Raw genomic sequence first — 25,874 nt, forward strand, 5'->3', positions numbered from 1 at the left:
TATTAAAAGGCACGCCCGTTTTGGCCCCTAGAGTTCTTTCAGTTATAATGGTTTAGAAACATTCGACGATTGTTGAGCCGTTTGGGCCATTTCCTGCGGCATTTGCGATGCAGCACTGGGTTGTCCCCGGCGCGCAGGAACTTCATTCCAGGCAACACCGGCACTCACCAGCATACCTAGCAGGATATTGGTCAGGATTAACGGCTGCTCAAACAGGCCGACAGACATGCTGGACACATCCAGGGCGATCAGGGCGGAAATCAGGAAGAAAATCAGTTTCCGACGATAGGGATCCTTCGATGTCTTTCTGGCCTTTGCCGCATAGCGCACAGCGTTAACATGCGAGAAAACATACATTAGGAAGGCCGGAATACCGCCATTCACGGCCACAATTACGAAATGATTAACCAGGTCGATATGGCGCCGCCCATCGAGCAGGCCACCCCAATAGTTGATGTCTATCCCGCTGGAGCCAAAAATCCAGTAGTCACGCCATTGCGCCACTGCGACCTCAAGCAACCGGGTCCGGTACCAGGCCGTCGTCGAGTTAAGCGCGAGATAGTCGATGAGATTGTAGAAATGACGGTTCGAGGCCAACTCCAGGAATATGGCGACAGCCAACATCAAATAAAGCGTTGGCTTGATCAAACTTGGGCGCAGAATATACAGATTGCAGAATATCAATGTGACGATAGCAAGCCAGGGGCCGCTGGACATAGAGGCCAAGCCACCAACCGCCGCAAAGATTGCGGTAAATGTGCTCATCTTCCGGACACGCGGATTACTTCGAATAGCCCAGGCGATACCGGCGATCAACATCATCGCCATACCGAAATAGATATGCACAGAGGTGCTGACCTTCGCCCTCATCATCCCGAGGCGGAATTCCGGCTCTTTCGCAATCCAGACCCATGTCCGGTAGCTGTCCAGCCCGACATAGGGTGAACTGGTGGTATAGGATTCCTGCCAACCCATGACGCACATAAAGGCGGCAATGCCAAATAAGGGAAACGCCAAGCCGCCGGCATCCTGGATGGACCGGATTCCCAATCTGGCGACAAAATACATCAGGACGGTATCAAATCCATAGCCAATCATCTCGATGGTTTTGGCCGATTCCGCCCCCGCCATTATTGTCGCGATAACCGTCCAGGCCCATAGGAAAAACACCAAATAATCAACCGAGCAGACATTCATCCTTATATGGCGGCCCTGCACGATAAAACGGATCAAAAGCGCAAGAGCAATAAGACGTGGCGCAGACATATCCGCCGGTCCCATAGGGACACGAAGATATTCCGGCCAGATCATCATGGAAACAATAAGGACACCAACCGCTGTTCCCGGCCGAACGGCCAGGGCAAGTATGCCTAAAGCAACTGTAACAAAGGCGGTTACACCGACCATTATCCCTTTTCCTTTGCTGGCGGGGTCCAGCTTTCCACATTAATCCGCTTGTTCAAGCGCTTTCTGAAAATCCTGAGAATTGTCCCGGTAATCGATTGTCTTTTTTCGTTCAGACTTAAATCGCTCCACCAGAAACGCGCCATCTTGAACCCAATATATTTGGGAACAGCCGCACCGAAAAGGCGCAGCATATGTAATCTTGCCCATACGCTCCCTCTCGACCCAAGCAAGTTTGGCTGGGATCGCGGAAAAAGCGACAGATCGTTATTTTCGAGCGTGATATAGCCCGCTGCCGCCGCATCGAGTATATACTGCCGTCCTTTTTCAGTTCGTGCAACGATCAGGGACTTGCCGGGTTCCCCCTCCTCGATCGGCCGGTACCAAGGATCACCCACCGCGATATCCGCAAATTCGCCGGTATGATCCGGGCAGATGTAGCAGCGCCATTGACGGTATTTCTGCAAAAAGCCCCACGACTCTGCATAGGTCATTTCGACCGACTTTTCCTCACCGGCGTTATCCTCATAAACCGCCCGCCACATACCCGGCCAGCCATTGCCCCGAAAGCGCAGGCTTTTAAGGTTTGTCGGGTCAGGGATTCTCTCCCTCTTCAGCAGATCCAGCGTTCCCTTTGTCGACGGCGTCCCGGCGCAGAAAAAGGCGATGGTCACACCGATCTTCTTGTCAAGTTCAGGATTCAGCTTCCGGGCTTTCTGAACCGCGGCAACGTCGCAGGGTTTGCCAATAAAAACAGATGGCGCTTCTTCATTCAGCATGAGATCCAGGCCATCACACGGGCTGGCAGGGGCATAACGCGAGCCGGTGGCCGCAGCAAGCTCTGGACGGCTGCGGCTTAATGTTGTTTCGTTAAGATAGGGAACATCCGCGCGGGCCTTTGTGTGGAGGACGCCTGCGAATCCCTTTTTCTCGATCCCGAATACTGCGAGGGTCGTTGCCGCGCCGCCACTGGAACCGCCCTTGCGAATGCCGTCATCGGCGGAAAAACCTTCCCAGACATCCAATACAGGGCCCCAGCCATCCACCAGTTCTTTCTGGAGACGCGGCGCATCGCTGTTATAGTCATGCGTAAGATTGGCGCCGGGGCAGGATTTCAGCGCCCGTCCCGTTTCCGCGGCCGCATCGTCTCGGACAAATGGCCGACGCCCCAGCTCCAGCGCATCGCCCATCTGAAACCGCTCTGGCTCCATGAACGCGCAGACGCCGCAACCGGTACATAGCTGACGGCTGGTAACGTCAGTAATTTCCTTGATACTCTTACTCACGACCTAAATCCCTGCCTTTTCGCTTTCGTCTGTTGGGAGCTCCACTTCGGGAACTATATTCTTATCCACCTTATCCAAATTTTGAATAAACAGTGAAATCCCCTCTTTCGTGACAGGCTCCAAGAGGAGGTCATTGGCCTTCATGAGTTCAGGAAGGCTAAGGTCCCACCATTCGGATTTTTTTACCAACTCCGCCACTTCAGGCGTAAAGCGTCGGCGAAATTCCTTCGCCGGGTTGCCGGCAACAATTGCAAAATCATCAACGTCTTTCGTAACCACTGAGTTGGCCCCGATAATCGCGCCGTCCCCGATTCTCCGGCACCCTGGCAGGATAGTGGTCCGGCTACCAATCCAAACATCATTCCCGATAATAAGGGGGTTGTCTTGATCGAGCTGGATCGTGTCCTGATCAACGATATTGAGATATCGGTTATAGAAAAACGGATGTTGCGTCAGGGTCTCAGCCGGATGGTTCCGCCTGAAAACCATCAAATCACTGCCGAAGGAGCAATAGGCCCCGATCACCGACCCAGAAGGAAAGACGCCCGGATCAAGGCAGGGACCATAGCTATAACGTCCAACCGATACACCATAATATTGCTTCATGATCTTTCGGCGCGTCTGTGAATAGAAGAAATTTCCCTCCAACCGGTCACAGAGAGACAAACAAATTCGACGAAGTGCACGATACTTGTAGGCGCGGAGAATCAAACTCGATAACGGGCTGAGGGACTGGTCATGCCGAAGTTGCGCCCACTCGATTTTTTCGGCTGAAAATCTGTCCTTCATAAATCCCAATCCATTTTGATAAACGGGCTCATCACTTTAGACCTGCGTCTCCGGCTGTCCTTCACCGGACTGCTTGAGCCATTTCACCAGGTCCATTGCAAAAAGCAAAAATATGCCCAAGGCAACTAGCGTCAGTAAAATCGATCCGGCAATTTCGAGAACGGGGTCCTGACCCGTTGCAAAATTGGACGACAGAACAATTGCCAGTGCGACAAGAACAATTGAAACTACGACAGATTTGTAAAGCAAAGATAAATCTACGCCAAATTTCCGGGATAACAGAACGAGAAAGAAAATAACGGCCATTGTCTCGCCAATTATGCCCCCGATGACAATACCCAGAACTCCCCAACCCTGCCAAACAGCGATAAGTGCGAAAACGAGCGCAAAGCTTCGCACAATGTTTGCGTACAGGGGAAGTTTGGTTTGTCCGCAGGATATCGCGACAATTGTCGGCCCGGCCTTGGCCATCCTAATCCCCTGCATTAAGGCAAGCCAGGCAATAATCGCGACGCCCCCAACATAGTCGCTTCCGAACAACAGGAGAAGGAACGCCGGTCCTGCGAGTGACAGTCCAACGCTAATTGTGATTCCAATCATCAGGCAGGCCTTGATTGTCGCGATAGAACCAGCCTCCAGTTTTTCCGGATCATCCTGCACCTTGGAGAGCATCGGCATAAAGAAGGATTGCGCCGCATTGGCGAAAACCATCGATGGGAAAAGGGTCAGAGTGAAGGCCGCACTAAACCAGCCAAGATCTTCCATGCTGTAAGCGATACCCACAATGCCGCGGTCTGCCTGGAAAATGCCGAAGAGCAGTATCCCGTTCAACATCAGGGGCCAACCAAAAGAGAAAATCCTGTTCAGGAATTCCCGATCAATCGCCACGGAATACCGCCGTTTCGCAACGATAAATGAAAGAACGACTGTGGAAACAGCCTGCGCTGTGATGATCCACAGCATTACCCGGTAATCCTTGAAATACAGGGCAAGCGGGGCAGAGAGGGCAACCGCAATAATTTGCGGGATGCTTTCCACCAGGACAGACGGTCCGAATTTCATTTCCCGCTGGAACCGGGCAGCATCCATATGCACGAACCCGGTTATCAACGGCAAGATAGCCAGCCATTGAAAGGCCCAGATAAGCTCCGGCAGGTCAAAAAGATGTGCGATCGGGCTTGCCACCGCATACATTATGATGGCCAGCACCACACCGCGCAGGATATTGAATGCCTGGACCGTCGCCTGAAGCTTGGGCTCATTTCCATCCGTTGCCTGAACGATCAGCCGGTCCACACCCAGCCCGGTCGACATCTGCACCAAGGCCATCGTGATGCCAAAGGTCGCCGCGATACCGAAATCTTCCACGCTGATCAGCCGCGCAATGATAATATTCCGCGCAAATGTGCTCAAAGCGCCAACTGCGCCACCGAACGAGAGAAACAATCCGCTTCTTAGATGGCCTTTAAGTAACAATTTCGGTGGCCTTTCAAACTAGTTGGTCTTGCTGTTCACAATATCCAGAATGCAATTCGAGATGATCGACAGCTGTTCATCAACCCGTTGTTTTACGGTGGGAAGCGATTGTTCCAGGGATGCAAGAAGATCATTTCGGCGCAAAAACGAGCCTTTCAGCCCCTCAATAACCTTTTCGGTATCAAGCGCTCTGGGGTCGAAGACTTCATCGCCCTGTCCACAAGTTTCAAAGACCCCTTTCGTTTTGTCGCTATAGGCAATGGCAGAGGTGGGAACACCCCGCGAAAGAGCGGCAATTGTCGAATGCATCCGGGTTCCGCAGAACCAGTCCATTTTCGAGATCAGCCATTTGACCTGGTTCTGGTCGAGCGTATCGGGGGAGACAAATACCCGATCCTTGTATTTTTCCTCAACCCTCATCGCCACTTTTTCACAAGCCGCGAAATCTGACTCCGTATATTGGCGATCACTCATAACATGTGGAATAAGGACAAGTTTTGCGCCGGTTTCCTGAAGAAGCCAGTCACAGAAGGCGTGAATTATCTCACTATAATCGGCCTTAAAACCATACTGGGAATAGGCCGCGGTGGGGTCGTTATATATAAGACCGCTGACATTCAGGCCGACAAGTGGTGTTTCCGCCCGTTTTTCCTGCACCGTCTCAAGAAGAGAGGCATCGATCAAACCCTCGGCATTGCGGATTCCGAGAGCAAAGGCGAAATCAACGCCGCTCTTGTGTTTTGCGGCATCAAACTCCTCTCCTAACATGTTTTTCAGTATATTGAAGCTGTGGGGATCACGCGCCCAGGCCATATCCGCCCCCTTGACGGCCTTTATGGCGATCTGGTTCAACTTAGGGTCATTGTATGGGCCATATGTCTGCGGCAGCAGTACCAGCGGAATATGCCGTTTGAGGGAAATCAGTTTCGGGCGGACAACGCTCATAAAACGTTTCACGCCATATATGTCACTAAAGCTGTCCCCACCGGAGATATCAAGAACGGCGTCAAAATTGTCGATGTCCCGCACCACGGAATTCATCACTGCCCCAAACGCCCCCAAGTGCGAGGCCGCAGAAACGGTGACGATATTTTCCTGAAGATAATATCGGTGACCGGCACGAATGCCGATATGCTCCACCTCGAATTGATGCCCTTCCGAAAACAGGTGATTCTTCGAGCGTTTGCCGAGCTCATTATCGAAGACGGAAAATCGGGCATTAGGCAGCCGCTCTGTGATGCCTTCAACAGTCGAGGCAAATAGAGCAGAGACGCCCATGTTCGATGTATCCGGCGCCGCGCCGAACAACCCGATTTTAATTTGTGATTTATTGTTGTCGGACATTACTTTGTACTTACCAATTGCTATACACTTAACCGTCTAGTCCGGTACATATACCGGGAGAATCTTAAACAATTCTTCTGCAAATGCAGTAAGTTCCTTATCTGCAAGAACTTCCGACATGGTCGACTTCACCGGCATCGAGAGCCGAATGAGGGCACCATCCGTCCGCGCAGAGGAAAGCCCGCCCCACAGGAGATTGAATTTCGCTTTATACTCGTTCGCGATATACTTTCCGCGCTGCTTGAACCAGTAATAAACCAGTAGCTTGTCCTCGCCATGGGTCACCAGCACCCGGTTGACAGGAACCGAATGCGCGCCATTTTCAAGCGTGATTTCTGACAGTTCCTCAATCTCCCAGCCACCCGACGGGATGCAGACGCGCGGAGAATGAGGCGTACTGCCTGCGGATTGCTGGTCATAGTACCCCATAAACAGGGTAATCGGAAGCAACTCACCGCCGCGGTAATGACCGAGAAAATAATCACTCATATTGAGGATCGTTTGTTCCACACCGGGGAGCACATCTTCCTCGGCGATCATCTCCTTAATTTTCAGAGGAAAACTGTTGAATGTGCGACGATCGGGAATTTCAGGCTCGATTCCCCGGACCATTACGATGGCCGAAGCAAAGACGGCACATATCAGCATCGCACCAATGATCGGCCCCAGGCGCGCCGGTTTTTCTGTTTGCTGCGCTTGGGGAACAGACACCTTCAGGACACCATTCCCAATAGTCGCCTTTTCGCGTTTGCTGAGTATGAAATAGCAAACCACCAGCATGACCCCGAAGGAAAAAAGAAAGAAAACCCAGCCCTCGAAAAGGTGAAAAAATCCGTCAGAGACCGCCGTATCTGTCCATTCCGCGATCGCCCCGGTCAGGAATATCCGGACGCTGTTCATAATGATGGAAACACCCCCCGCAAGGGCAACGAAGAGGGCTCTTTTCCACAGGGGTATATCGAACAACATCGCCAGGAGGACACCAAGCCCGATCATCGGGTAAAGATAGCGAAGGCCGGCACACGCCTCAACAACCGCCAGCTTGATGGTCCCCATATCAATAACATTTCCGTCCTGATAGACGGAAATGTTCGCAAACCGCAATAAAGCGACGCTCATATCCGTTGAAAAAAGCTGCAAACCATAGGTCAGGTTGGCATTCAGAAAAGCCGGGGGTGGCACCACGAAAGGCAAAAGAATGAGGGACGGCAGAACAAATCGGCCATAGGTCAATCCACCAAACACAACAAACAGGCCGAGAATCATAAGAAAAAGGCTGAGATGTCGGATATTCTCTATACCTGCCTTGACCGCCAGCGCATAGACCGCCGCCGCAAGCAGACAAAAAACCAGGCCTATCCAGTTGCCCCGTCTATCATGGGAATTCAGGAGTGCGCGTCGCGCCCAGAGCAAATAGAGAGCAACAGCCAGCATCAGCGGGCCGTGGCTGAATTCCTCAACATTCATCCAGGCATCCCATAGCAAGCTGCCATCGGGTAAATAAATGAAGAGAACCACACACAGGAGGGCAGGCAACAACAGTCGCGTTCGATCAATCGATTGTAAAACCAGCTCCATTCATGCCCCCGCTACTATTCCATTCCTCAATCATCGCGCCAGAAATACCACAGGCAAGCTTCCTGCAATCCGACCCTCTAATGAGACCTAGTAGTAGTATGTTTTTTCGACTTCCTGTGATTTATTCAGGACGACGCCCAAGAGGTTACTCGATTGCAGCTGGCGACGGCATTCCTTAACTTCACTCGGTTTGGTTTCTCCGCTCGCCACCACCATCAGAACGCAATCAACCTGCGGAAGGAAGGCAATAGCATCATCTGTCGCTTTCAAGGGTGGCAAATCAAAAATGCAGATACGCTTCTCATACCGGTCACGGAGGTCCACCACCATGGACTTGACTTTGGGTGAGGTCAGAATTTCAGTAGAATTCTTGACCGGCCGACGGTTAGGCAAAACGACAAACCGGGGAATGCCCGGATTAACCAAAGCGTCGTTAAACTCGATCTTGCCATCGAGATAGTCTGCAAAGCTGTTTTCTATCGGCAACCCCAGATAACTGGCAACCTGCGGACGGCGTAAATCGAAATCCACGAGAAGTGCGGTATAATCGGTTTGCTTGGCAATACTTAGCGCGAGATTAATGGCGACAACCGTCTTACCGCACGCCGGCGTCGGTGAGGTGATGGCAAGTGTCCGCCAGTTGTTGGCCTCCATTTTTGCCAGAACCTGTGTTCTCAGAATATCAAAACTGATTGAGTTGGGGTCCTCGCTATCAAGCGTGATAATCCTGTTCGCTTCCAGATGGGTAATGTCGAGATCGATAACGCGTGTCTGATCGTATACAATTGGACGGTCAATAATTTCCGCATTTCGCGCAACCTTGCTCGCTGCTTTCCCGCGCACTGGAAAACTGCCGGACTGTTTTTCCTTGGCCTTGGCGATGGCTTCCTTAATACGCTCCACGTAAGTCCCCTTTTATAATGCGACTAATAATCTGTCGATGGCCACCCAGGCCCGGTAAAACAGATCATCCAGCGGTATGTAGAAAAAATGTACTGCCAACAGCAAAAGCGCGAAGATGGCAATCGGGATGAGAAAGTAAATACCAACCTTCATCCGATGCTGCACATTTTCCTTCTTGGTGTGAATATAGGGAATAGACACGATAGGCGGATGCTTAAGCACGGCTTCCAGTTCAGACGCACTATGAATCCGCCGATCGATCAACTCGATTAAAAAGACACAGGCTACGCCAAGAGCAAAGGCAAGAAAGCCGCCGATACCCAGAATTTTCTTCCTGTCCGGGGATACCGGCTCCGTTGGCACGATCGGTGGTTCAAGCAGGACAAAACGTTCTGCCTTCTTTTCTTCCTCAAGATTTTGAGATAGCTGAGCCTGAGCCTGCTTCGATTCAAGTGAATTCAATTTGTCCAGCAAATCCGAATAAGTACGGTCAAGGCCGGTCAGACCCCGCTCGACCTGCGGGATCTCAAGAATGATCGCTTCAAGATCAGCGATTTTTTGGGTGGTTGCAGAGATCTGGCGGCGTGTTTCCGCTATTTTATCATCCGTCGCAGAAATGCGAATCTGCAGCTTCTCGACGACAGGATTGTAAACGCCGCTCGCGGCTGTCTGTTCCTGAGACGCTGCCGCAAGTGCCGCGGTGGATTCCTCCTCCACCTGTTTCTCCATCGCCGCGATACGCTTCTTCAAGGCAATAATATTCGGATGTGAATCCGTCAACCTGGTGGAAGATTCCACAAGGTTATCCTTCAAGGTCGACAAATTCCGCGCAAGCTCTGACTGCTCTCCGCCACTCGCGGTAATCCCTGACCGAGCGGAGGTCAACTCGATCTGCAGATAGCGTTTATCTTCCTCAAGTGCCCGTAGATCGCGACGCAGATCGCGAATTTCTCCTTCTGATCTTTCCAGCATGCTCTGCCGAAGACCAAGATGCTCGGGCAAGGCGTCTTTATACTTTTGTTTATAGGCGACAATCTCACTTTCAACCTGGGTTAGAAGGCGGCGCACCTTATCCGCTTCATCAGATAGAAAGGCCGTCGCCTCTGATGCCCGTTCTGTCCGTGTTCGTACATTCTCGCTTAGAAAAAGGGTAACCAACTCGTTGGCAACATCGGTCGCAATCTGTGGATTCTCATGATTAAAGGCCACCATGAAAGCAATTGTCGTGTCCCCCCGTCGGCTCCCGCCAAGTGACGATGTAATAACCTCAATGCCGATTTCCTCCTGCATTCTAAATACAAGCTCGGAAACCGTCATGTACTGACGATCATTACCATAGACGTTATATTTATCGATAATCCTGAGCAGGTTTTCCCGCGTCATGACCCGCTGCTCGATCATCCGGATCCGTTGATCCGGATCCGAGTTCACGGTCGATTCAATAAGATCTGTGGAGATTTGCTGTGTTTCGACAAGAATTGTCCCGAATGACGTATACAGCGGCGGTAATATTAATATTACCGCGACGCTTGCCGCCAGAACCGCAACGAACGGGATCAGAAAAAACAGAAACCGCCTCTTGGCGGCCGAAAGGATCCGCTCAATATTAATCGGCGAAGATTCTTCTTCTGGGAGTGTATAGTCTTGGCTCATTCTATTGCTCGATTTTTGTAAATTTAATCGACTTAATTAATATCCATCAGACGCCGTATAGTCCGTCTTTATGGTTAAAATTTTACAACCATCCAAGCCGATCAACAAATGCCTCGTGCCTTTTTAGGCTTAAACAGTTAAAGAATGGTTGGTAACTGATATAAATTGGCAACATTGCGCTAAATTTTACTTTTGTCTGCAAAAGATTGCATGGATGACCCATTCAGCCACACACCAACATTACGGGAACTTTACATCACTTTTATCGCGCCTCTTTCTCTGCATCACAGGCGAAAATGTCAAGGGTTGATACGATCAATAGGCGTTTTTATTGATGAAGCCGACAAAGACTGTCATGACTAATATCTGAAGGTCGAAAAACAACGACCAGTTCTCAACATAATATGTATCGTAATTCACCCTGGCTTCCATTTTTTCCAGTGTGTTCGTCTCCCCGCGATAACCTTTAACCTGCGCCCAGCCCGTAATACCCGGCTTGACCTTGTGACGCGCAAAGTAACCCTCGATCAGGGCGGAATATTCCTCATTATGATCAACGGCATGCGGTCTCGGGCCGACCAGCGACATGGTACCGTTCACAACATTAAAAAGCTGCGGAAGTTCGTCCAGGCTGGTCCGGCGAATAAATTTGCCGACACGGGTAATGCGCGGGTCGTCCTTGGAGGCCTGAACTGTCTTTTTTTGTTCCTCTCCATTGTGATACATGGACCGGAACTTATAGATCTCGAAAATCTTGTTATTGTAGCCATAGCGCTTCTGCTTGAAAAGCACAGGCCCCTTGCTCTCCAGCCTGATCGCGATAGCGACCGCAAGCAATACCGGGGAAAATAGAAGAAGAGCCAGGGACCCAAGAATGCGGTCTTCCAGCGCCTTAACAACAACCTTAAAGCCGGAAAGCGGCGAATCCACCACTTCAATCATCGGCAACCCGCCGAAATGATTGGGAGACGGCCGGTGCGGAAAGCGAAAACCCACCAGGTCGGAAACCAGATGGACATGAGCTGGCAATTCACGCAATCTGCTGACAATCGCCAGCTGCCGCTCATCCGCGTTCCAGGGCAGCGCAACGATGATATCGTCGACATGGTTCTCCCGGACAAATTTTATCAGCGCCTTCATATTCCCCAGCAGGGAATAACCGGCAACGGTCGGACCAACGCGGCCTATGCGGTCATCAAAGATGCCGACAACCTTGTTAACCGCCGGCTTTTCATTTTCAAGCTGGCGCAGCAACTGTTCTGTCTGTTTGCCGCCGCCCAGAACAACGACTTTTCGCGTACAAATTCCTCGGCCTGCCAGATAGTTGATAATGACAAAGGCGACCAGCCGGTAAGACAAAATGGTCGCAAACGAAGCAAGGCCAAAGCTGTACATCCAGATCCGCGAATAATCCTCTGAAACTTTAAGCGAAAAAGCCACCGCCAGAAGCAGCATGAAAGTCGTCATGCAGACAATTGCAAGGTTAGGCAGATTTGTAAGCGGCGCCAGCAATGTCGAGAAAGAGTAAATCCGTGCGTAATGTCCTAGAAAGAAGAAAATAATCAACGCAAGAATGATCGCATACAAATAATTTTCATGGGCTATCAGGCTTCCACCGATCACAAAATAGTGGCTGAGGTACCCGGCCAGAAACAACCAGAATAGATCAAGAACAGTGAAAATGGGAGACAGGACGCGTGAAGAAAGGGGGTATCCTCCCCCAAATGCTGAGCCACTCTCGGCAGTCATTTTGTTACTGCTCAGTCTACTATTCGAAATCTTGTTCAAAGAATTTCTCCGACAACAGGCGCTCGTAAACCCCGCTTCAAAACCTATGGTCATAAATGGGTTGGTAAAGCTTGTCTCGACTGCGCCCGCAGAAAATATTACAAACCATACATCGCTTGGTAGCAATTTATATCGCTTAACGTTAATTTTTCCTAAATCACAGGCCCGTAAAATTACCCCATGACCTTATTGAATAATCATAATTTAAATAGTTACCGAATTGCATATTTTCTTTGGGGAGCGGGAATGCTGTCCCTGGTTATCCTCTCCCTGCTCCCGCCGGGTAATGAACCGGATTTCTCTCATCTGTTCAATGACAAGGTCCGGCACTTCACCGCGTATGCACTTCTCGCCATCGCAGCGTGCCATGCAGGCCGAAACTGGCGGCAACGTTTTATACTTTGTGTACTTACATTGATGGTAAGCATTCTTGTCGAATTTCTGCAACCCTTTACCGGTCGGAATTTCGAACTTTTGGACATTGTTGCAAATTTATCCGGGATCATCGCAGGAATGGGCCTGTCGGCCTTGGCCTTTCAATACCTCCGCCGAAAAGTCCACCTTTAACTTTGCCGCAGGCTGCGGTCCCACAGCATGAAATGAACGCCATATTGGTCCTCCCGGACTTCAAGATAGGCGGTCTCCAAATGCCAGCGCCAGGTCTGCGTTGCCGTCAGCTTGCGACCGGGCCCGTACTTCATATCCAGGCTATTCAGGATATCGAGGTCCTGTGTGGTTGCGTCAGGGATAGAGGCGTCAATCTTCCAGATCCGATGCCCTGCCTCCGGCGGCGTATAGCTGACACGGTATCGAATTCGACTGTCATGTCCGTCAAGGGGCGCCACGCAGATCAGCAGTAATAACGGGCCATCAGGCCCATCATAGCGGCTTTCGGCGGCGCATTCCGGCCGTCCCCTGCCATCCTCAGGGCCTTTTCCGCCTAATTGATATCCGGTTTCCTGAAGGAGTGCTTCATGCAGCGGCGGGGCGGGCGGCGGCATGACGCAGCTCGTTATCAGAAAAAGAGACGCCGCGAGAGCGGCCAAGCCACGAAATAGGCCCGGCCTCCGTCCAGACCGAGACATTCCACCCATCAAATTCCCCTCCGGCATTTTATCTCCCTTATTACGCGGCATCCAAAACTCTCTCACGTGTTAATACGACCTCTGCCAGAATATCCCGCGGATCCTCAAACCGGCGAATGCGCGTGAACAGCGCTCCGGCCTCTTCATAGCTGCGGGAAAGCAGCTTTATCCATTGCTTCAACCGTCCCGCCTGCCTTGGTGGATTGGCCATACCCTCGATAAGATCATGATATTCCACAAGTATGCTAAGGATTTGCGACCAATTAAAGGCAGTTCCTATTTTTGGTTCTTTGCGCAACTGAGCGATTTCCTGGCCAAGGCTCGGACGGGCAATAACACCCCGGCCAATCATCACATCGGCGCAGCCACTGGCATCACGACAGCTGACATAATCTGCTGGTGTCCAGATTTCCCCATTTGCCACAACCGGGATGGAAAGCCGTTCGGTAATGGGCCGAAGATAGTGCCAATGGGCCGGTGGACGATATCCCTCCATCTTCGTGCGGGCGTGTATAGTGAGCTTTTCCGCCCCAGCCTCTGCGATGGCGACGGCATTTTCAAGCGCCAGAGATTTTTCCGCAAACCCGAGGCGCATCTTGGCGCTGACCGGGATAGTGTCCGGCACCGCGCGGCGAACCGCAGAGACAATGTCAAACAATCGGTCCGGCCACTGCAGAAGGGTTGCCCCGGCATTATGACGGTTGACGGTCTTGGCCGGGCAGCCGAAGTTGATATCAATCCCCGGCGCACCGAGCTCCGCGACAAAGGCCGCATTCTCCGCCATTACATGGGTTTCTCCCCCCATGATCTGAACATGGACGGGGACACCTGCCGCGGTTTTACCGCCGTTTTGCAGTTCCGGGCAGAGGGAATAGAAAACAGAAGCAGGATAAAGATGCTGGCTGACACGGACGAATTCGGACACGCATAGATCAAAGCCTCCGATCCGCGTCAGAATATCGCGCATATAAACATCGACGACCCCCTCCATAGGGGCCAGCGTCACCGTTGCCAAAGCGTCTTTTCCTCTATTTTCCTTGTCATATTTTAATGGTAAAATGCCAATGAAGACAAAGATATAAATTATAGAACTGTCATAGGGGCAGTTCACGGCAAAAGGAAGACATATATGAGTGAGTTTCTGAATGGTGAAGACCTTCTACACGGAAATGTAACGGATCTTCAGGAATTCACCGATGAAAACGCCGCCTATGAGCGGATCAAGGCCCTGTATGAAGAAAATGCCGCGAAGGTGAAAACCCGCTTCAGCGCCTTTGAGGCAGGAGACAAAACCAGCCCCGCCGAACCTGCTTATTACCCCTATCTTGGCCTTACGGTCGACTCCACTGACATCAATCGTACAGGCAAGCGATCTTACGGCAAGATTGACGCTGCGGGAACCTTCGGGACGACGCTGACACAACCGGAACTGTTCGAAAGCTATTACAAGGAACAAATCCGGCTGATCCTGAAAAATCATCAGCGGCCTGTCTATGTGGGGCTAAGCATGCGCCAGATGCCACTTCCCTTTGTGATAGAGGCAGCCTCCTCCGATGTTTCCGCCAATGATATGCCCGCGTTACAGTCGATTTTCACCATGCCCGAACTTGCCAATATCAACGACAGCATCGCCAATGGAACGAATGTCCCGATCAATGGGACTCCCCGGCCGCTCTCGCTTTTCTCGGCGGAGCGGGTGGATTATTCACTCGCCCGGCTGGCCCATTATACCGGTACCGTGCCAGAGCATTTCCAGCGATTCGTTCTGTTTACCAACTACCAGCGCTATGTGGATGAGTTCATCGACTACGGCAAGAAGCAGGTTCTTGACGGCAAGGAATACCGCGCCTTTGTTGAGCCGGGTAATGTCGTTACACCGAACCCAAACCTGACGGATGATCCTGCGAGCGGCGTTGCGCCAACCCATCTGCCCCAAATGCCTGCCTATCATCTTGTCGCCGATCGGCATATGGGTATTACGCTGGTCAATATCGGCGTGGGACCGGCGAATGCGAAGACCATTACCGATCATGTAGCCGTTCTCCGGCCCCATTGCTGGCTCATGGTCGGTCATTGCGGCGGTCTCCGGCATACACAGCGGCTCGGCGATTTCGTTCTTGCCCATGCCTATGTGCGGGAGGATCATGTGCTGGATGAGGATATTCACCCCTCCGTTCCGCTCCCCGCTATTGCCGAGATACAAGTGGCCCTTACCACGGCCGTGGCGCGCGCCTCCGACGGCATCAGTACCACCGCGGATATCAAGGAACATTTCCGCACCGGAACCGTTTATACAACGGATGACCGGGACTGGGAACTGCGTCACAAGGAACTCGCGATCCGGTTCAATCAGACCCGCGCCATCGCAGTGGATATGGAATCGGCCACCATCGCCGCGAACGGTTTTCGCTTCCGTGTACCCTACGGCACCCTGCTTTGCGTTTCCGACAAGCCGATCCACGGGGAGATCAAACTGCCCGGAATGGCTAATAAATTCTATGAAGGGCGAACCGCCAAGCATCTGCATATCGGCATCGATACGCTCCAGCAGCTCCGCCTTCAGGGTGTCGAAAGTCTCCATTCGCGCAAGCTCAGGAGTTTTGATGAGCCGGCCTTCCGATAGGAATTATCGGTTGGCGGCAAGATGAGGGATCAGAAGGTCCGCGAGATGCACACACAGGGCGGGTGACAGGTCATGGCCCATACCGTCCACCAGTTCCAGCTTTGCATCCGGGATCAGCCGCGCCGTATCCTCTCCGGCCGCGTAAGGAACCAGCGGATCATCCTTTCCGTGGATCACCAAAGTTGGCGTCGTGACGCCAGGAAGTTCCGATACCCGGGGATTTGAGGCCATAACCGCTGCATATTGCCGCAAATATCCGCTTGGTGAGTAATTCCGTGTGACGCAAGCCCGAATATGATCTTTCAACGCATCACGGTTCCAGCGAAAGCCCGGGCTGCCGATCACATCATTTACCTGAAGACCGAATTCCACCACGTCTTCAACGGCCTGGCTCGCCGGGGCCGACATCAGGACGGAAGTCGCCGCCGGGGTCGACGGCGGTAAATGGCGGTTTCCACTCGACGACATGATGGAGGTAAGGGAGTGCAGCTTTTCGGGGTAAAAAATCGCCATCAACTGGGCGATCATTCCGCCCATCGACATTCCGACCATATGCGCAGCATCAATTTCCAGCCCGTCCATCAGGCCTGCCACATCGGCCGCCATATCACTCAAATGATACGGAACTGTCGGCGCCTCTCCCGTTTGAAGTTGCTGCATGAGGCGCACCATATCGGGAATACCTTTTTCCTCCAGTTTCTGGGAAAGGCCGATATCCCGGTTATCAAACCGGACAACATGAAAATTTTGCGCCGCTATCGCCTCACAGAACTCTGTTGGCCAGTCGATTAACTGAAACCCCAGTCCGGCTATCAGTATTACCGTAGGGTCCGAGGGCGCGCCAAAGCTCTCATATTCCAGTGAGAGGTTATTACTAATCAGCTTTGCCATCCTGTTGTCCCCGCTTCCGTAAGAAAAAAGCGGACCCGAAAGATCCGCTTTTTGTTCTGTTTAATCTGATACTTCAATCAGCCAGCTGACTTGATCCAGTCTTCAATGGCACTTTTTGGCGAGGCACCGACTTTTGTCGCCGCAATCTGGCCATCCTTGAACAGCATCAGGGTCGGGATACCGCGCACACCGTATTTTGTCGGCGTATTCGGGTTCTCGTCGATATTGATTTTGGCAACCTTCAGATCACTCCCCATTTCCTGGGAGATCTCATCAAGGGCCGGGGCAATCTGTTTACAAGGACCGCACCATTCGGCCCAGAAATCGACCAGCACCAGGCCGGAACTATCTAGGACATCCTCTTTAAAAGAAGCGTCGGTGACTTTCGTAGTGGTCATAATATCCTCATTTCAGACAAAAAGATTAAAAGCTCTCCGGCACCCCGGCGGAAACTTCCTATCCCTATAATTACGTATCACCTGTCCTATCGTCAAGTGAACAAGATCACAGTACCGCCTCCGGCAACACCATAAGATGTGGTCCTTCAGTCCAGAGAAGGGCGCATTTTACCACTTTTCCGGGATACATGCCCATTAACGCGCGCCGGTAGAGAGACATCTGCCTCAGATACATGGCCGGAACTGCCTCGATTTCCGTCGGTGACGGGCGGTTCGTCTTGTAATCAATGATGAGAATCTCTTCTTCGCTGACAAGCAAGCGGTCAATCTGCCCGGACAAAACACGCCCGTCGATCACGCCACTAATAGGGACCTCTGCCCGGCTATCAGGACCGAAAATAGCAGAAAACCCGGGATCATTGATCACATTGAGGGTCTCGCGCAAGATATCATCCCGGCGCGCCTCATCCAGGCCGTGAAGCGGCCGGGCCAGCCAGGCTTTCGCCGCCTGTTCCCGATCTTCCGGATTTATCGCAGGAAGTGTCTCCAGCAATCGGTGCACAAGGAGCCCGCGATGGAACCGCTGACCGTTATCAACTCCAAGCGGAGACGAGGCGATTGTCTCGTCCTCCTCGCGTGAGGGCACCAGCGGCCGCGGTGGCACCGGCTCTTCCGGGGCGGGGCGGGAAATCCAGTCCGGCAGGGGCGCAGGCGTCACAGGCACGATATCGGGTGCCTCCTCCCGCTCGGTTACGGTTCCGCTTGACCAGCGCCGCGCTACTTCACCCCAGGGGAGCTCCACTTCCTCGACCCCTTCCCCGAAGGCCGGATCAATCAATTCGTACCAGCAATCAGCCGGGCGACTATTTTTCCCTTCCCAACCGCAGATATAAAGCCGGTCCTCCGCCCGGGTCAGTGCGACATAAAGGAGCCGCTTCTTCTCTTCGAGCTGTCGATCCTTCGCGAGCTGACGCATCCGCGCGGTAAGCGGATCATCATTCTCAGTCTTCACCGGCCAGAGCGGAAAGGGTGCTTCCTCTTCCGTCCAGAAAATAGACGGCTGGGAACGGGTCCCCTGACAGGTATCAGGCAGGAAGACAATGGGCGCCTGAAGGCCTTTCGATCCATGCACAGTCAGCACCCGGACTTCATTACGTCCCTGCTCCATATCCCGCTTGATTTCCGACGCGCCCGCGCCGATCCAGTGCAGAAAAGCCTGCAGGGAGCTGGCTTCCGTTCGCTGGAAATTCAATGCCAGCGAGAGAAATTCCTCGATCGGGTCCGCCGCTTCCTGCCCAAGCCGACCAAGCAGTTTCTTGCGACCGCCAAGCCGACCGAGAATATCGGCGAAAAACTCGTAAACAGGCACAAAATCCGCCCGCGAGAGCAATTCACCCAGAAATGCCCGCGCCTTATCGAAAACCGGCAACCCCGTCCTGTTATCCCGCAGGGCGCGCCACAGGCTATCCTTGCGACCGTAAGCAAGTTCGAACAGCTGGTTATCATCGCACCCGACGAACGGGCTTTTCAAAATAACGGCGAGGTTAAGATCGTCTTCCGGCAACAGGACAAAACGCGCCAGCGCCAGCAGGTCCATCACGGCGAGTTGCTCGGTCAGTACCATCCGGTCGGCCCCGGCAACCGGAATATCCGCCAGTTTCAGGGCGCGGACAATATGCGCGAAGAAAGCGTTCCGGCTCTGCACCAAAATCATGATGTCCCTTGGTTCAACTGGTCGCCCCGTCGCACTCAGGACCTCCCCCTTATCGAGCCAGTCGCGAATTTGCAGGGCAATGTTCTTGGCCAACTGCGCTGCGGGATTTTTATCGAGATTCTGTGCCATCGGCATATCCCAAGGATCAGCGGCCTCAACCTCCGGCGGCTTGACTGTCGGCCAGATTTCCACAAGACCTGCCTCTCCCGCCCGCCGGACAAGATGTTTTATCATATCGCCCGCCGCAGTTAGGCCCTTGCGTGCTGGCTCATCCGCGAACACCCGGTCGACAAGATCAAGCACCCGTTCCGTGGAACGAAACGACAGGTCGAGCGGCACATTCTGCCAGCCCTTATTCGCGGCCAGAGCCCGTTCCTCGAACTGGCGTCGCATAACGTCAAAGGTCGCGGGGTCCGCCCCTTGAAAAGAATATATTGATTGCTTTTCATCGCCGACGACAAAGAGGGTCCGTTCCGTCTCCAAGGCGCCCTTTCCTGCGAAGAACTCCTCGGCAAGGGCCGCAATTACCTGCCACTGCTCAGCGCTCGTATCCTGCGCCTCATCGACCAGAATATGTTCGATACCGCCATCAAGCTTGAACATCACCCAGGGCGCCACGCCGTCACCGGTCAGAAGATCGCGGGTTTTCAGGATAAGATCGTCATAGTCTAGCCGCCCGCGCCGGGATTTTTCCTCCTCATATCGATCGACCAGGGCCATGCCAAGCCGGATCAGGGCGGCAGTCGACGTCTGCACCCGCGCCTTCTTGACGCTCTCTCGCACCTTCTGTAGCCGTTCTGCCTCTTCCTGCAGGGTATCAACAATCTCTGGGTTGGCCTTGGCCACTTTCTCGGTCACAAACCGCGCCCGGAATTCCTGTTTCTGGGTAAAAAACGCCAGACAGTACTCGTCAAACAGGGCCGCCCTCCGATCCGGCTGGAGGAGCCATGGCGCCATTTTCTCCGCCGTTGCGACATCCGTCTTGCTGCCCATCAGCAGACGGTCGACGGCACGGCGAAGAGCCGGACCATCAAAGGTCGTCTCCCGGCAGGCGCGACTGATCAGGTGATCTTCCGTAAGGTCAGGATCAATCCCTATTCTCCCAGCTAGTCCCTTGATGGCGGCATTTACCCCGCCATAATCGCGACGAAGACGCATTAGCTGGCTGCGCTTATCCCCAATATCCTTCAGAAGCTTGGAAAAGCCGTCCTCATTGACCTTTTCGCTGACCAGTCGCAGGGCGGCGCCAAGGGCCGCATTTTCCGGCCTCTGGCATTCAAGAAGCGTATCATCGCGGGCGATCTGCATGATTTCATTGGCGCTGCGGTCATCCATCACTTCGAAATTGGGTGACAATTGTGCTTCCAGGGGGAAGCGGCCAAGCACGGATTCGCAAAAAGAATGGATCGTCTGGATCTTGAGGCCACCCGGCGCATCCAGTACGCTCGCGAACAGCCGCCGCGCCCAGATCGTCTCTGCATCCGTGGCGGGTCGGCCCATCAAGTCCCGCAAGCTTTCTGCGAGACGGGCATCATCCATCACTGACCAATCGCCCAGCATGGCATTCAGCCGATTTGACATTTCCGCGGCTGCCGCCTTTGTGAAGGTGATACAGAGAATTTTCTCAGGTGGCGTCCCGGCTAGCATCAGCCGCAGGCTCCGCTCCACCAGCACCCGCGTCTTGCCTGACCCGGCGGAGGCGGACACCCAGACCGATTTTCCCGGATCCGCCGCCTGTTTCTGTCGGGCGATGCCGTTTTCGACAAGATCAGTTAAACTCATTCCTGATCCTCCCCGCTCGACCATTCCTTGACCCGCGCTAGGTGCTCATAGTCATTGAAACGGTATGGCAGATCTGGACGGGGGCAGCTTAAATAAGGTGTCGCCTGCCGGTCGAACTGCGCGATCAGGCGCAGCAGGCCGTCGTAAGCTTCATTCGCCAAAGTTTCAGCCGGCGGCGCCTTTTTCCCACCAGCGGTCCGAAACTCCCCGGCGGGATCACTCCCGCTCAAACGGATATAGGCAAGCTCCTCAACCGGGGCTACCGCAGTATCGGGAAAGCCATTGCGTGCCAGCATTGCCGCCTCCAGTGCCAACTGCGGCGCAACGCCGGTTTCCACTTCGCGGATCGACGGTGGCGCCCCCGTCTTGTAATCGACAATGGAAAGACTGCCGTCCACAAGCAACGCGTCAATACGATCGGCAGTACCGCTAAGCACAAAGTCCGCGTGCGGCGCCGGAATTTTAATCTGTCCCTTTACCTCGGTACCCAAGGTCTTGAACTTTTTGCGGCGGGCCGTCTCAAACTCGATAAACCAATCCGCAATCCGTTCAAACCGCGGCCACCAGAAGGCCCAGACGGTTGGATAGGACAACACATCACCAAAGGCGTCGCGGCCAAATTCCAGTAACTTCTCCCGCGCATCGGGCGGCAGTTGCACCGGGTAATAGTTTATGAAGTCTTCCAACGCGGCATGAATAAAGGTTCCCTTGTCCGCAGCGGACGGATCTGTCGAGATATCATCCAACGGGGAGAGTTTAAGGATTTGCTCAGCAAAAATCGAATAGGGGTCCTTAATCCATTTCTCAATACGGGTGACAGACAGACGGCGTGGTCGCGCATCTACGGGCGGGGTCGGGCGGGGTGCCAGGATGGGCTGAACCACCACCGGCTGGTCAAGCTGCTGTTGCCAGTCGAAAATCGCCTGTGCCGCGCCCTTGTCCAGCGCCATGTCAAATTTCTTAAGAAACGTCTCCAGCCGCAAAAGCCAGCGGGAGGGAACCGTGGGCGTACCGTCTATTTTTCCAGCCCGCGTCATCACGACCTCTCGTGCGCCGAAGGCCTGCTGGAAGTCATGGGCGGAGAGGCCAATCTTCTGTTCAGGAAGCGGAAGACCGAATTTTTCACGCATCGGGCGGCTCATCCAGGGATCGTTCCCCGCATCGGGAGGCCAGCTTCCTTCATTAAGCCCGCCAAGAATAACAAGATCAGCACGGCCCAGCCGACCCTCGATCGGGCCCCAGATTTGCAAGCGGGGATGGAGGCCGTACTGCGGCCGCACCATACGCCCGCGCATCAGGTTATCAAGAAGTTCCGGCCAGGCGGTCGGATCAAAATCCACCAGGACATCGGCAGCGCGCAAAAGTTCCGAGATGAAATTCGCCGTCGCATCGCCAAAATTTCCGCGCCACAGCGCTGGTCCTTCCGCCTCCGCCGGCATTGACATAACCTCCGCAAACCGAATGAAAGCCGTCAGGAATTCCGTAAAATCAACATGCTCGTGACGAACAAGCGCCTCCAGCGGCGCGGCCATGGCAGCCAAATCTTGAAACCAGCTCTTGACGTCCTCGTCCGCCGAACTCATCGAGAGTGCCCCCGCGATACCATCGAAGCCGGAAGCAGGGCGCGGTCCACGCAAGGCAGCGCGCTCCAACGCACGAACATGGCGCCGGAATTGCTCTGGCGCGCTGCCGCCCGCCGCCAGTGGATGCTTGAGCGCGGCCAGAAGGGCGACCGGTTCCGCCTCACTTTCGATTAGACGGGCGAGAAGGCGCAGAAACACACCGGGTGGAGATTGATCAAGGCTGATCCCGGCGCTGTCATCGACATCAATGTCCCACCGGCGCAACTCCGTTCCCACACGGCGGGAAAGGTCGCGATCAGGCGTGATCAGAACCGCCGTCTTGCCGTCAGTTTCCAGGGCTTGCCGCATTAGAAGGGCAATCGACTGCGCCTCACTTTGCGCATCCAGGCAATCGAGACGACGGACCCCCTCAAGTGCGGCCTTTACCGGAACGGCCGCCTGCTGCCACTGGTCACTCGTCGCCGCCGGTCTTAATGCCTCGGCAAGCAACGCCGCCCGCGCCGTCGCGGAGGACCGGCAGTTTTCGTCAACAAGGTCCACGACATCGTCCCGTGAAACCCCGAGCTTATCCAAAAGCAGGGCGAGGCCATGTTGGGGATGGGTGGGATCGCGACGCAGGGTTTGCCAGCTTTCTGTATCAAGATGGCGATCGAGACCGGGCAAGACAACGGTTCCGTTCGGCAATTCCGCGACGGTTTTCAACAAAAGTGCCGTTGCCGGGATGGAACCGGTGGACCCCACCGCGTAAACAGGCCCCTCGGGTGGCTTTTCCTGCCAATGAGCCACTTGCGCCCGGAGCAGTAGATCCCGCCGCAGGGCCGGATCAATTGCCCCTTCTTCCGAGAGGATGGCCGGCCAGTTCAGGCTGAGGATTTCAAGAAATTCCAGCGTAATCTGCCAATGCGCCGCATACTCAGAGGGAACCAGCTTTTCAAGATCCGCAAGATCCAGCCCTTCCGTCTGTATCTGATCCAGAAAGCGGGCGAGGGCGGTGGCAAGCCCCGCGGCTTCCGCAATGCTGCCTGCGCTATCGTTCCGGGCCTGGATCAGGCGGCTTAGCAATAACTGCCGCCGCAGCGGATCAATCGCCGGGGGTAGAGACAACAGCTTTTCTCCCACGCCACCAATGCCGATATCACTTTCCAACAGCAGCTCATCCTCTTCGACGTCGCCGATGGGACGCATCCGGGGTAACATCAACGGTCTACCCTCTGTCTCCCGGAGAAACGCGCTTTGCAAGGCCCGCGCGGCGCGGCGCGTTGTCGTCAGGATGGTGATTTCGCCAAGAGACTGGCTAGTGGCGCCATGGCGCCGCAATAGTTCCTTGGCAAGGACATCGACGAAGGCATACTCTGGCGGAATATTGAGGATCCGGGGTGATGTCCGTTGCTCCTTCATGATAGTTTTCCTATCCTGTCGCTTGCCTCTTCCAGCGCCTCCGGCGTGCCCACATGCAGCCAGTGCCCCTGATGAACGAGGCCAAAAAGCCGTCCGTTCTCCAGCGCCTTGTCATAGAGAAGGTTGAGCGAAAACGCCCCGCCGGGAGTATCCTCGAAGAGCTTCGGGTTTAAAATCTGAACGCCCGTAAAGAGATAGGGCGCGCCCTCTCCTTTTTGTCGGCGGGTCAGACTGCCATCCGTGCCCAGATGAAAATCTCCGCCCCCCGCATAGCCGACGGCGGTTTCAACCGGATGCAGCAATAGAAGCGCATCCATTTTCTCGCCATCCCAGACGTCATGCATTTCCTTAAGGGAACTCGTGCCGCTATCCAGAACAATTACATCGGAGTTAAGCACATAAAAAGGGTCCTTCCCCAGAACCGGCAAGGCCTTCTTCACCCCGCCACCGGTTTCCAGCAACGCCGCCGTCTCGTCGGACAATTTGATATCAAGATCCGTGACATTCCCCACGAAGTCGGCAATCTGCCCCGCCAGATGATGCTTGTTCACGACGACCCGGCGAATACCAGCGACCCGAAGCAAATCGAGGCAATAGTCGATCAACGCCCGCCCTGCGACCCTGACCAGCGGTTTCGGTGTCCTGTCCGTGATCGGACGCAACCGGGTCCCGAGCCCGGCTGCCAGGATCATCGCCCGCATTTTTGTTAGATCCGGCAGGTCTGTCACTACTTTCCCTCTCCAATGGTCAGCATTAACCAGTTGCGAAGAGCCGCGAGGCCCGGATGTGCCAGATTTGCTTTAAGATGCCGTTGCATGCGCGGGATCAACTCAAGATACCGCTTTTTGCCATCGACCTTTGCAAGGCGGCAGAAGATTCCAATGATCCGAAGCGCCCGGTGAGCGCCCAAAATTGCGTAGGATTCGCGAAAACTTACCTCGTTTATGCCGGTTTCATCAAGATAGTGATAGACCATCTCCTCCGCCATAACCTCATCAACGTCACGCCGCGCATCCTGCAGCAGCGAAACCAGATCATAGGCGGCAGGGCCCTTCAGGGCATCCTGGAAGTCAAGAAGGCCAAGGGCCTCCACCCCGCCCCGGTCCTTAAGAAATATCAGGTTTTCCGAGTGAAAATCCCGGAGCAGCATTACATCAGGACCCACCCGCATTCTGGGAATCAAGTTTTCCCAGATTTCCCGGTAAAACTCCCGCGGCTCCCGCTCGAGCGGCGCACCGAGTTTGTCGGGCACATAAAAATCAAGAAACATCTCATTCTGCGCCATCACATAGTCGTCAGAAAATTCCGGGAGAAAGGGTGGCGGGGGTGAGTTCCCAAGATCAATAAGAAAATCAACGGCGAGACGGTAGAGCGGCTTTTCATCCGCGCCGGCAGCTATCAACCGCGCAAACAGATCATCCCCCAAATCCTCCAGAAGCAAAAATCCCTGCTCGATGTCTTTGGCATATATTGCAGGCGCGCTATAGCCTCTCTCGTTCAGAGCGCTTCCGATCGCGACAAAGGCGTCCACCGCTTCCGGCGGCGGTGCATCCATCAGGATCAGGGTCTTATCAGGCGCCTCTATCCGTTCATACCGCCGGGAGGAGGCGTCGCCAGCGAGAGGATACCTGTTCGCGCTGTCAAGACCATTCCTGCCAAGAAAGGCGGATAGAAGAGCCTCACGCATCGTCATCCACCCCAATGTCGGCGAGCCGCTGCCGCCAGGCTTCCGCGCCAAAAAAACGGAATATCCGAACGTCACTATTCGCCCCGTCTTCCGTGTCAATTTTGATCAGAAGATGATCTTCGGGCAGATATTTCCCCAGACGGTCCGGCCATTCAATCAGTGAAACCCCTGTATCGAAGGCCTCGTCAATATCCAGTTCAAACGCCTCTTCCGGGCTCTCAAGGCGGTAAAGGTCATAGTGATAGAGACAGAAGTCATCGAAATCATAGGTCAGCAGAAGATTATAGGTTGGACTGGGGACATCAATTTCCTCCTGCGCGAGTTGCCGCACCAGCGCGCGAACAAAGGCCGTTTTGCCCGCCCCCAACGTACCACCAAGAGCAATAACGTCGCCGGGTTTCAGAAGTTCTGCGATCCTGCCCGCCAGCTTGGCCGTACCGGCAAGTGAGTTTACACGCCTGTCGAGAATAAATGAATGTGTCATGGCGCCCG

At 53.9% G+C, this 25,874-nt stretch carries 20 protein-coding genes; 2 read left to right on the plus strand and 18 right to left on the minus strand.

Annotation, left to right across the window (positions count from 1 at the left end; genetic code table 11):
- Window positions 1-42: 42 nt before the first annotated feature.
- From GQE98_RS03585 to GQE98_RS03625, 9 genes are all read right to left on the minus strand, one after another.
- Complete coding sequence (locus GQE98_RS03585) at window positions 43-1,407, minus strand: hypothetical protein (protein ID WP_161314170.1); 1,365 nt, start codon at window positions 1,405-1,407, stop codon at window positions 43-45.
- On the minus strand, window positions 1,407-2,690 hold the full coding sequence (locus tag GQE98_RS03590; RefSeq protein ID WP_202526062.1) for a Coenzyme F420 hydrogenase/dehydrogenase, beta subunit C-terminal domain: 1,284 nt from the start codon (window positions 2,688-2,690) through the stop codon (window positions 1,407-1,409). Before GQE98_RS03590 ends, GQE98_RS03585 begins: the two co-directional genes overlap by 1 nt.
- Before the next feature lie 3 nt (window positions 2,691-2,693).
- Window positions 2,694-3,479, minus strand: coding sequence for a CatB-related O-acetyltransferase (locus GQE98_RS03595; RefSeq protein WP_161314172.1), 786 nt, complete (start codon window positions 3,477-3,479; stop codon window positions 2,694-2,696).
- A 36-nt stretch (window positions 3,480-3,515) separates the two neighbouring features.
- Complete coding sequence (locus tag GQE98_RS03600; protein ID WP_161314173.1) at window positions 3,516-4,925, minus strand: oligosaccharide flippase family protein; 1,410 nt, start codon at window positions 4,923-4,925, stop codon at window positions 3,516-3,518.
- 48 nt (window positions 4,926-4,973) lie between these two features.
- A complete protein-coding gene (locus GQE98_RS03605; protein WP_161314175.1) occupies window positions 4,974-6,299 on the minus strand; it encodes a polysaccharide pyruvyl transferase family protein in 1,326 nt (441 codons plus the stop codon).
- Between the two features lie 36 nt (window positions 6,300-6,335).
- A complete protein-coding gene (xrtD, locus tag GQE98_RS03610; protein WP_161314177.1) occupies window positions 6,336-7,877 on the minus strand; it encodes a VPLPA-CTERM-specific exosortase XrtD in 1,542 nt (513 codons plus the stop codon).
- Window positions 7,878-7,964: 87 nt separating this feature from the next.
- Entirely contained in the window at window positions 7,965-8,780 is an 816-nt protein-coding gene (locus tag GQE98_RS03615; protein WP_161314179.1) for a CpsD/CapB family tyrosine-protein kinase, read from the minus strand.
- 12 nt (window positions 8,781-8,792) lie between these two features.
- Window positions 8,793-10,433 (minus strand): lipopolysaccharide biosynthesis protein, encoded by a 1,641-nt coding sequence (locus GQE98_RS03620; protein ID WP_161314181.1) that lies wholly within the window; start codon window positions 10,431-10,433, stop codon window positions 8,793-8,795.
- 315 nt (window positions 10,434-10,748) lie between these two features.
- Entirely contained in the window at window positions 10,749-12,182 is a 1,434-nt protein-coding gene (locus tag GQE98_RS03625) for an undecaprenyl-phosphate glucose phosphotransferase (protein ID WP_161314183.1), read from the minus strand.
- Window positions 12,183-12,467: 285 nt separating this feature from the next.
- Here GQE98_RS03625 and GQE98_RS03630 point away from each other — a divergent pair, with 285 nt between their 5' ends.
- A complete protein-coding gene (locus GQE98_RS03630) occupies window positions 12,468-12,788 on the plus strand; it encodes a VanZ family protein (protein WP_161314185.1) in 321 nt (106 codons plus the stop codon).
- On the opposite strand, the gene GQE98_RS03635 is transcribed toward GQE98_RS03630, so the two are convergent.
- Both GQE98_RS03635 and GQE98_RS03640 read right to left on the minus strand, forming a co-directional pair.
- A complete protein-coding gene (locus GQE98_RS03635) occupies window positions 12,785-13,357 on the minus strand; it encodes a hypothetical protein (protein ID WP_246157147.1) in 573 nt (190 codons plus the stop codon). The genes GQE98_RS03630 and GQE98_RS03635 overlap by 4 nt on opposite strands.
- Window positions 13,347-14,312 (minus strand): tRNA dihydrouridine synthase, encoded by a 966-nt coding sequence (locus GQE98_RS03640; protein ID WP_343044157.1) that lies wholly within the window; start codon window positions 14,310-14,312, stop codon window positions 13,347-13,349. The genes GQE98_RS03635 and GQE98_RS03640 overlap by 11 nt, the downstream gene beginning before the upstream one ends.
- Window positions 14,313-14,435: 123 nt before the next feature.
- Between GQE98_RS03640 and GQE98_RS03645 the strand changes: the two genes are divergently transcribed.
- Complete coding sequence (locus GQE98_RS03645) at window positions 14,436-15,929, plus strand: AMP nucleosidase (RefSeq protein WP_161314189.1); 1,494 nt, start codon at window positions 14,436-14,438, stop codon at window positions 15,927-15,929.
- Window positions 15,930-15,932: 3 nt separating this feature from the next.
- Here GQE98_RS03645 and GQE98_RS03650 read toward each other — a convergent pair whose 3' ends face one another.
- From GQE98_RS03650 to tsaE, 7 genes are all read right to left on the minus strand, one after another.
- Window positions 15,933-16,820, minus strand: coding sequence for an alpha/beta fold hydrolase (locus tag GQE98_RS03650; protein ID WP_161314191.1), 888 nt, complete (start codon window positions 16,818-16,820; stop codon window positions 15,933-15,935).
- Between the two features lie 77 nt (window positions 16,821-16,897).
- Entirely contained in the window at window positions 16,898-17,218 is a 321-nt protein-coding gene (gene trxA, locus GQE98_RS03655) for a thioredoxin TrxA (protein ID WP_161314193.1), read from the minus strand.
- 106 nt (window positions 17,219-17,324) lie between these two features.
- Entirely contained in the window at window positions 17,325-20,714 is a 3,390-nt protein-coding gene (addA, locus tag GQE98_RS03660; RefSeq protein WP_161314195.1) for a double-strand break repair helicase AddA, read from the minus strand.
- On the minus strand, window positions 20,711-23,695 hold the full coding sequence (gene addB, locus GQE98_RS03665) for a double-strand break repair protein AddB (protein WP_161314197.1): 2,985 nt from the start codon (window positions 23,693-23,695) through the stop codon (window positions 20,711-20,713). The genes addA and addB overlap by 4 nt, the downstream gene beginning before the upstream one ends.
- The gene (locus tag GQE98_RS03670; protein ID WP_202526064.1) at window positions 23,692-24,423 is read right to left on the minus strand and encodes a sugar phosphate nucleotidyltransferase; all 732 of its coding nucleotides are present in this window, start codon (window positions 24,421-24,423) and stop codon (window positions 23,692-23,694) included. The genes addB and GQE98_RS03670 overlap by 4 nt, the downstream gene beginning before the upstream one ends.
- Window positions 24,423-25,382, minus strand: a complete 960-nt coding sequence (locus GQE98_RS03675; RefSeq protein ID WP_161314199.1) for an aminoglycoside phosphotransferase family protein — start codon at window positions 25,380-25,382, stop codon at window positions 24,423-24,425. Before GQE98_RS03675 ends, GQE98_RS03670 begins: the two co-directional genes overlap by 1 nt.
- Window positions 25,375-25,866, minus strand: coding sequence for a tRNA (adenosine(37)-N6)-threonylcarbamoyltransferase complex ATPase subunit type 1 TsaE (gene tsaE / locus GQE98_RS03680; RefSeq protein WP_161314201.1), 492 nt, complete (start codon window positions 25,864-25,866; stop codon window positions 25,375-25,377). Before tsaE ends, GQE98_RS03675 begins: the two co-directional genes overlap by 8 nt.
- Between the last annotated feature and the right edge of the window lie 8 nt (window positions 25,867-25,874).

Source organism: Sneathiella litorea, from assembly GCF_009882915.1.
In the GTDB taxonomy this organism is placed as follows: Bacteria; Pseudomonadota; Alphaproteobacteria; order Sneathiellales; family Sneathiellaceae; genus Sneathiella; species Sneathiella litorea.

Coding starts and splice junctions, on each gene's coding strand:
- GQE98_RS03585 (WP_161314170.1), bottom strand. CDS start 1,407: ATGGTCGGTGTAACCGCCTTTGTTACAGTTGCTTTAGGCATACTTGCC.
- GQE98_RS03595 (WP_161314172.1), bottom strand. CDS start 3,479: ATGAAGGACAGATTTTCAGCCGAAAAAATCGAGTGGGCGCAACTTCGG.
- GQE98_RS03605 (WP_161314175.1), bottom strand. CDS start 6,299: ATGTCCGACAACAATAAATCACAAATTAAAATCGGGTTGTTCGGCGCG.
- xrtD (WP_161314177.1), bottom strand. CDS start 7,877: ATGGAGCTGGTTTTACAATCGATTGATCGAACGCGACTGTTGTTGCCT.
- GQE98_RS03620 (WP_161314181.1), bottom strand. CDS start 10,433: ATGAGCCAAGACTATACACTCCCAGAAGAAGAATCTTCGCCGATTAAT.
- GQE98_RS03625 (WP_161314183.1), bottom strand. CDS start 12,182: ATGACTGCCGAGAGTGGCTCAGCATTTGGGGGAGGATACCCCCTTTCT.
- GQE98_RS03630 (WP_161314185.1), top strand. CDS start 12,468: ATGCTGTCCCTGGTTATCCTCTCCCTGCTCCCGCCGGGTAATGAACCG.
- GQE98_RS03635 (WP_246157147.1), bottom strand. CDS start 13,357: ATGCCGCGTAATAAGGGAGATAAAATGCCGGAGGGGAATTTGATGGGT.
- GQE98_RS03645 (WP_161314189.1), top strand. CDS start 14,436: ATGAGTGAGTTTCTGAATGGTGAAGACCTTCTACACGGAAATGTAACG.
- GQE98_RS03650 (WP_161314191.1), bottom strand. CDS start 16,820: ATGGCAAAGCTGATTAGTAATAACCTCTCACTGGAATATGAGAGCTTT.
- trxA (WP_161314193.1), bottom strand. CDS start 17,218: ATGACCACTACGAAAGTCACCGACGCTTCTTTTAAAGAGGATGTCCTA.
- addA (WP_161314195.1), bottom strand. CDS start 20,714: ATGAGTTTAACTGATCTTGTCGAAAACGGCATCGCCCGACAGAAACAG.
- addB (WP_161314197.1), bottom strand. CDS start 23,695: ATGAAGGAGCAACGGACATCACCCCGGATCCTCAATATTCCGCCAGAG.
- GQE98_RS03675 (WP_161314199.1), bottom strand. CDS start 25,382: ATGCGTGAGGCTCTTCTATCCGCCTTTCTTGGCAGGAATGGTCTTGAC.
- tsaE (WP_161314201.1), bottom strand. CDS start 25,866: ATGACACATTCATTTATTCTCGACAGGCGTGTAAACTCACTTGCCGGT.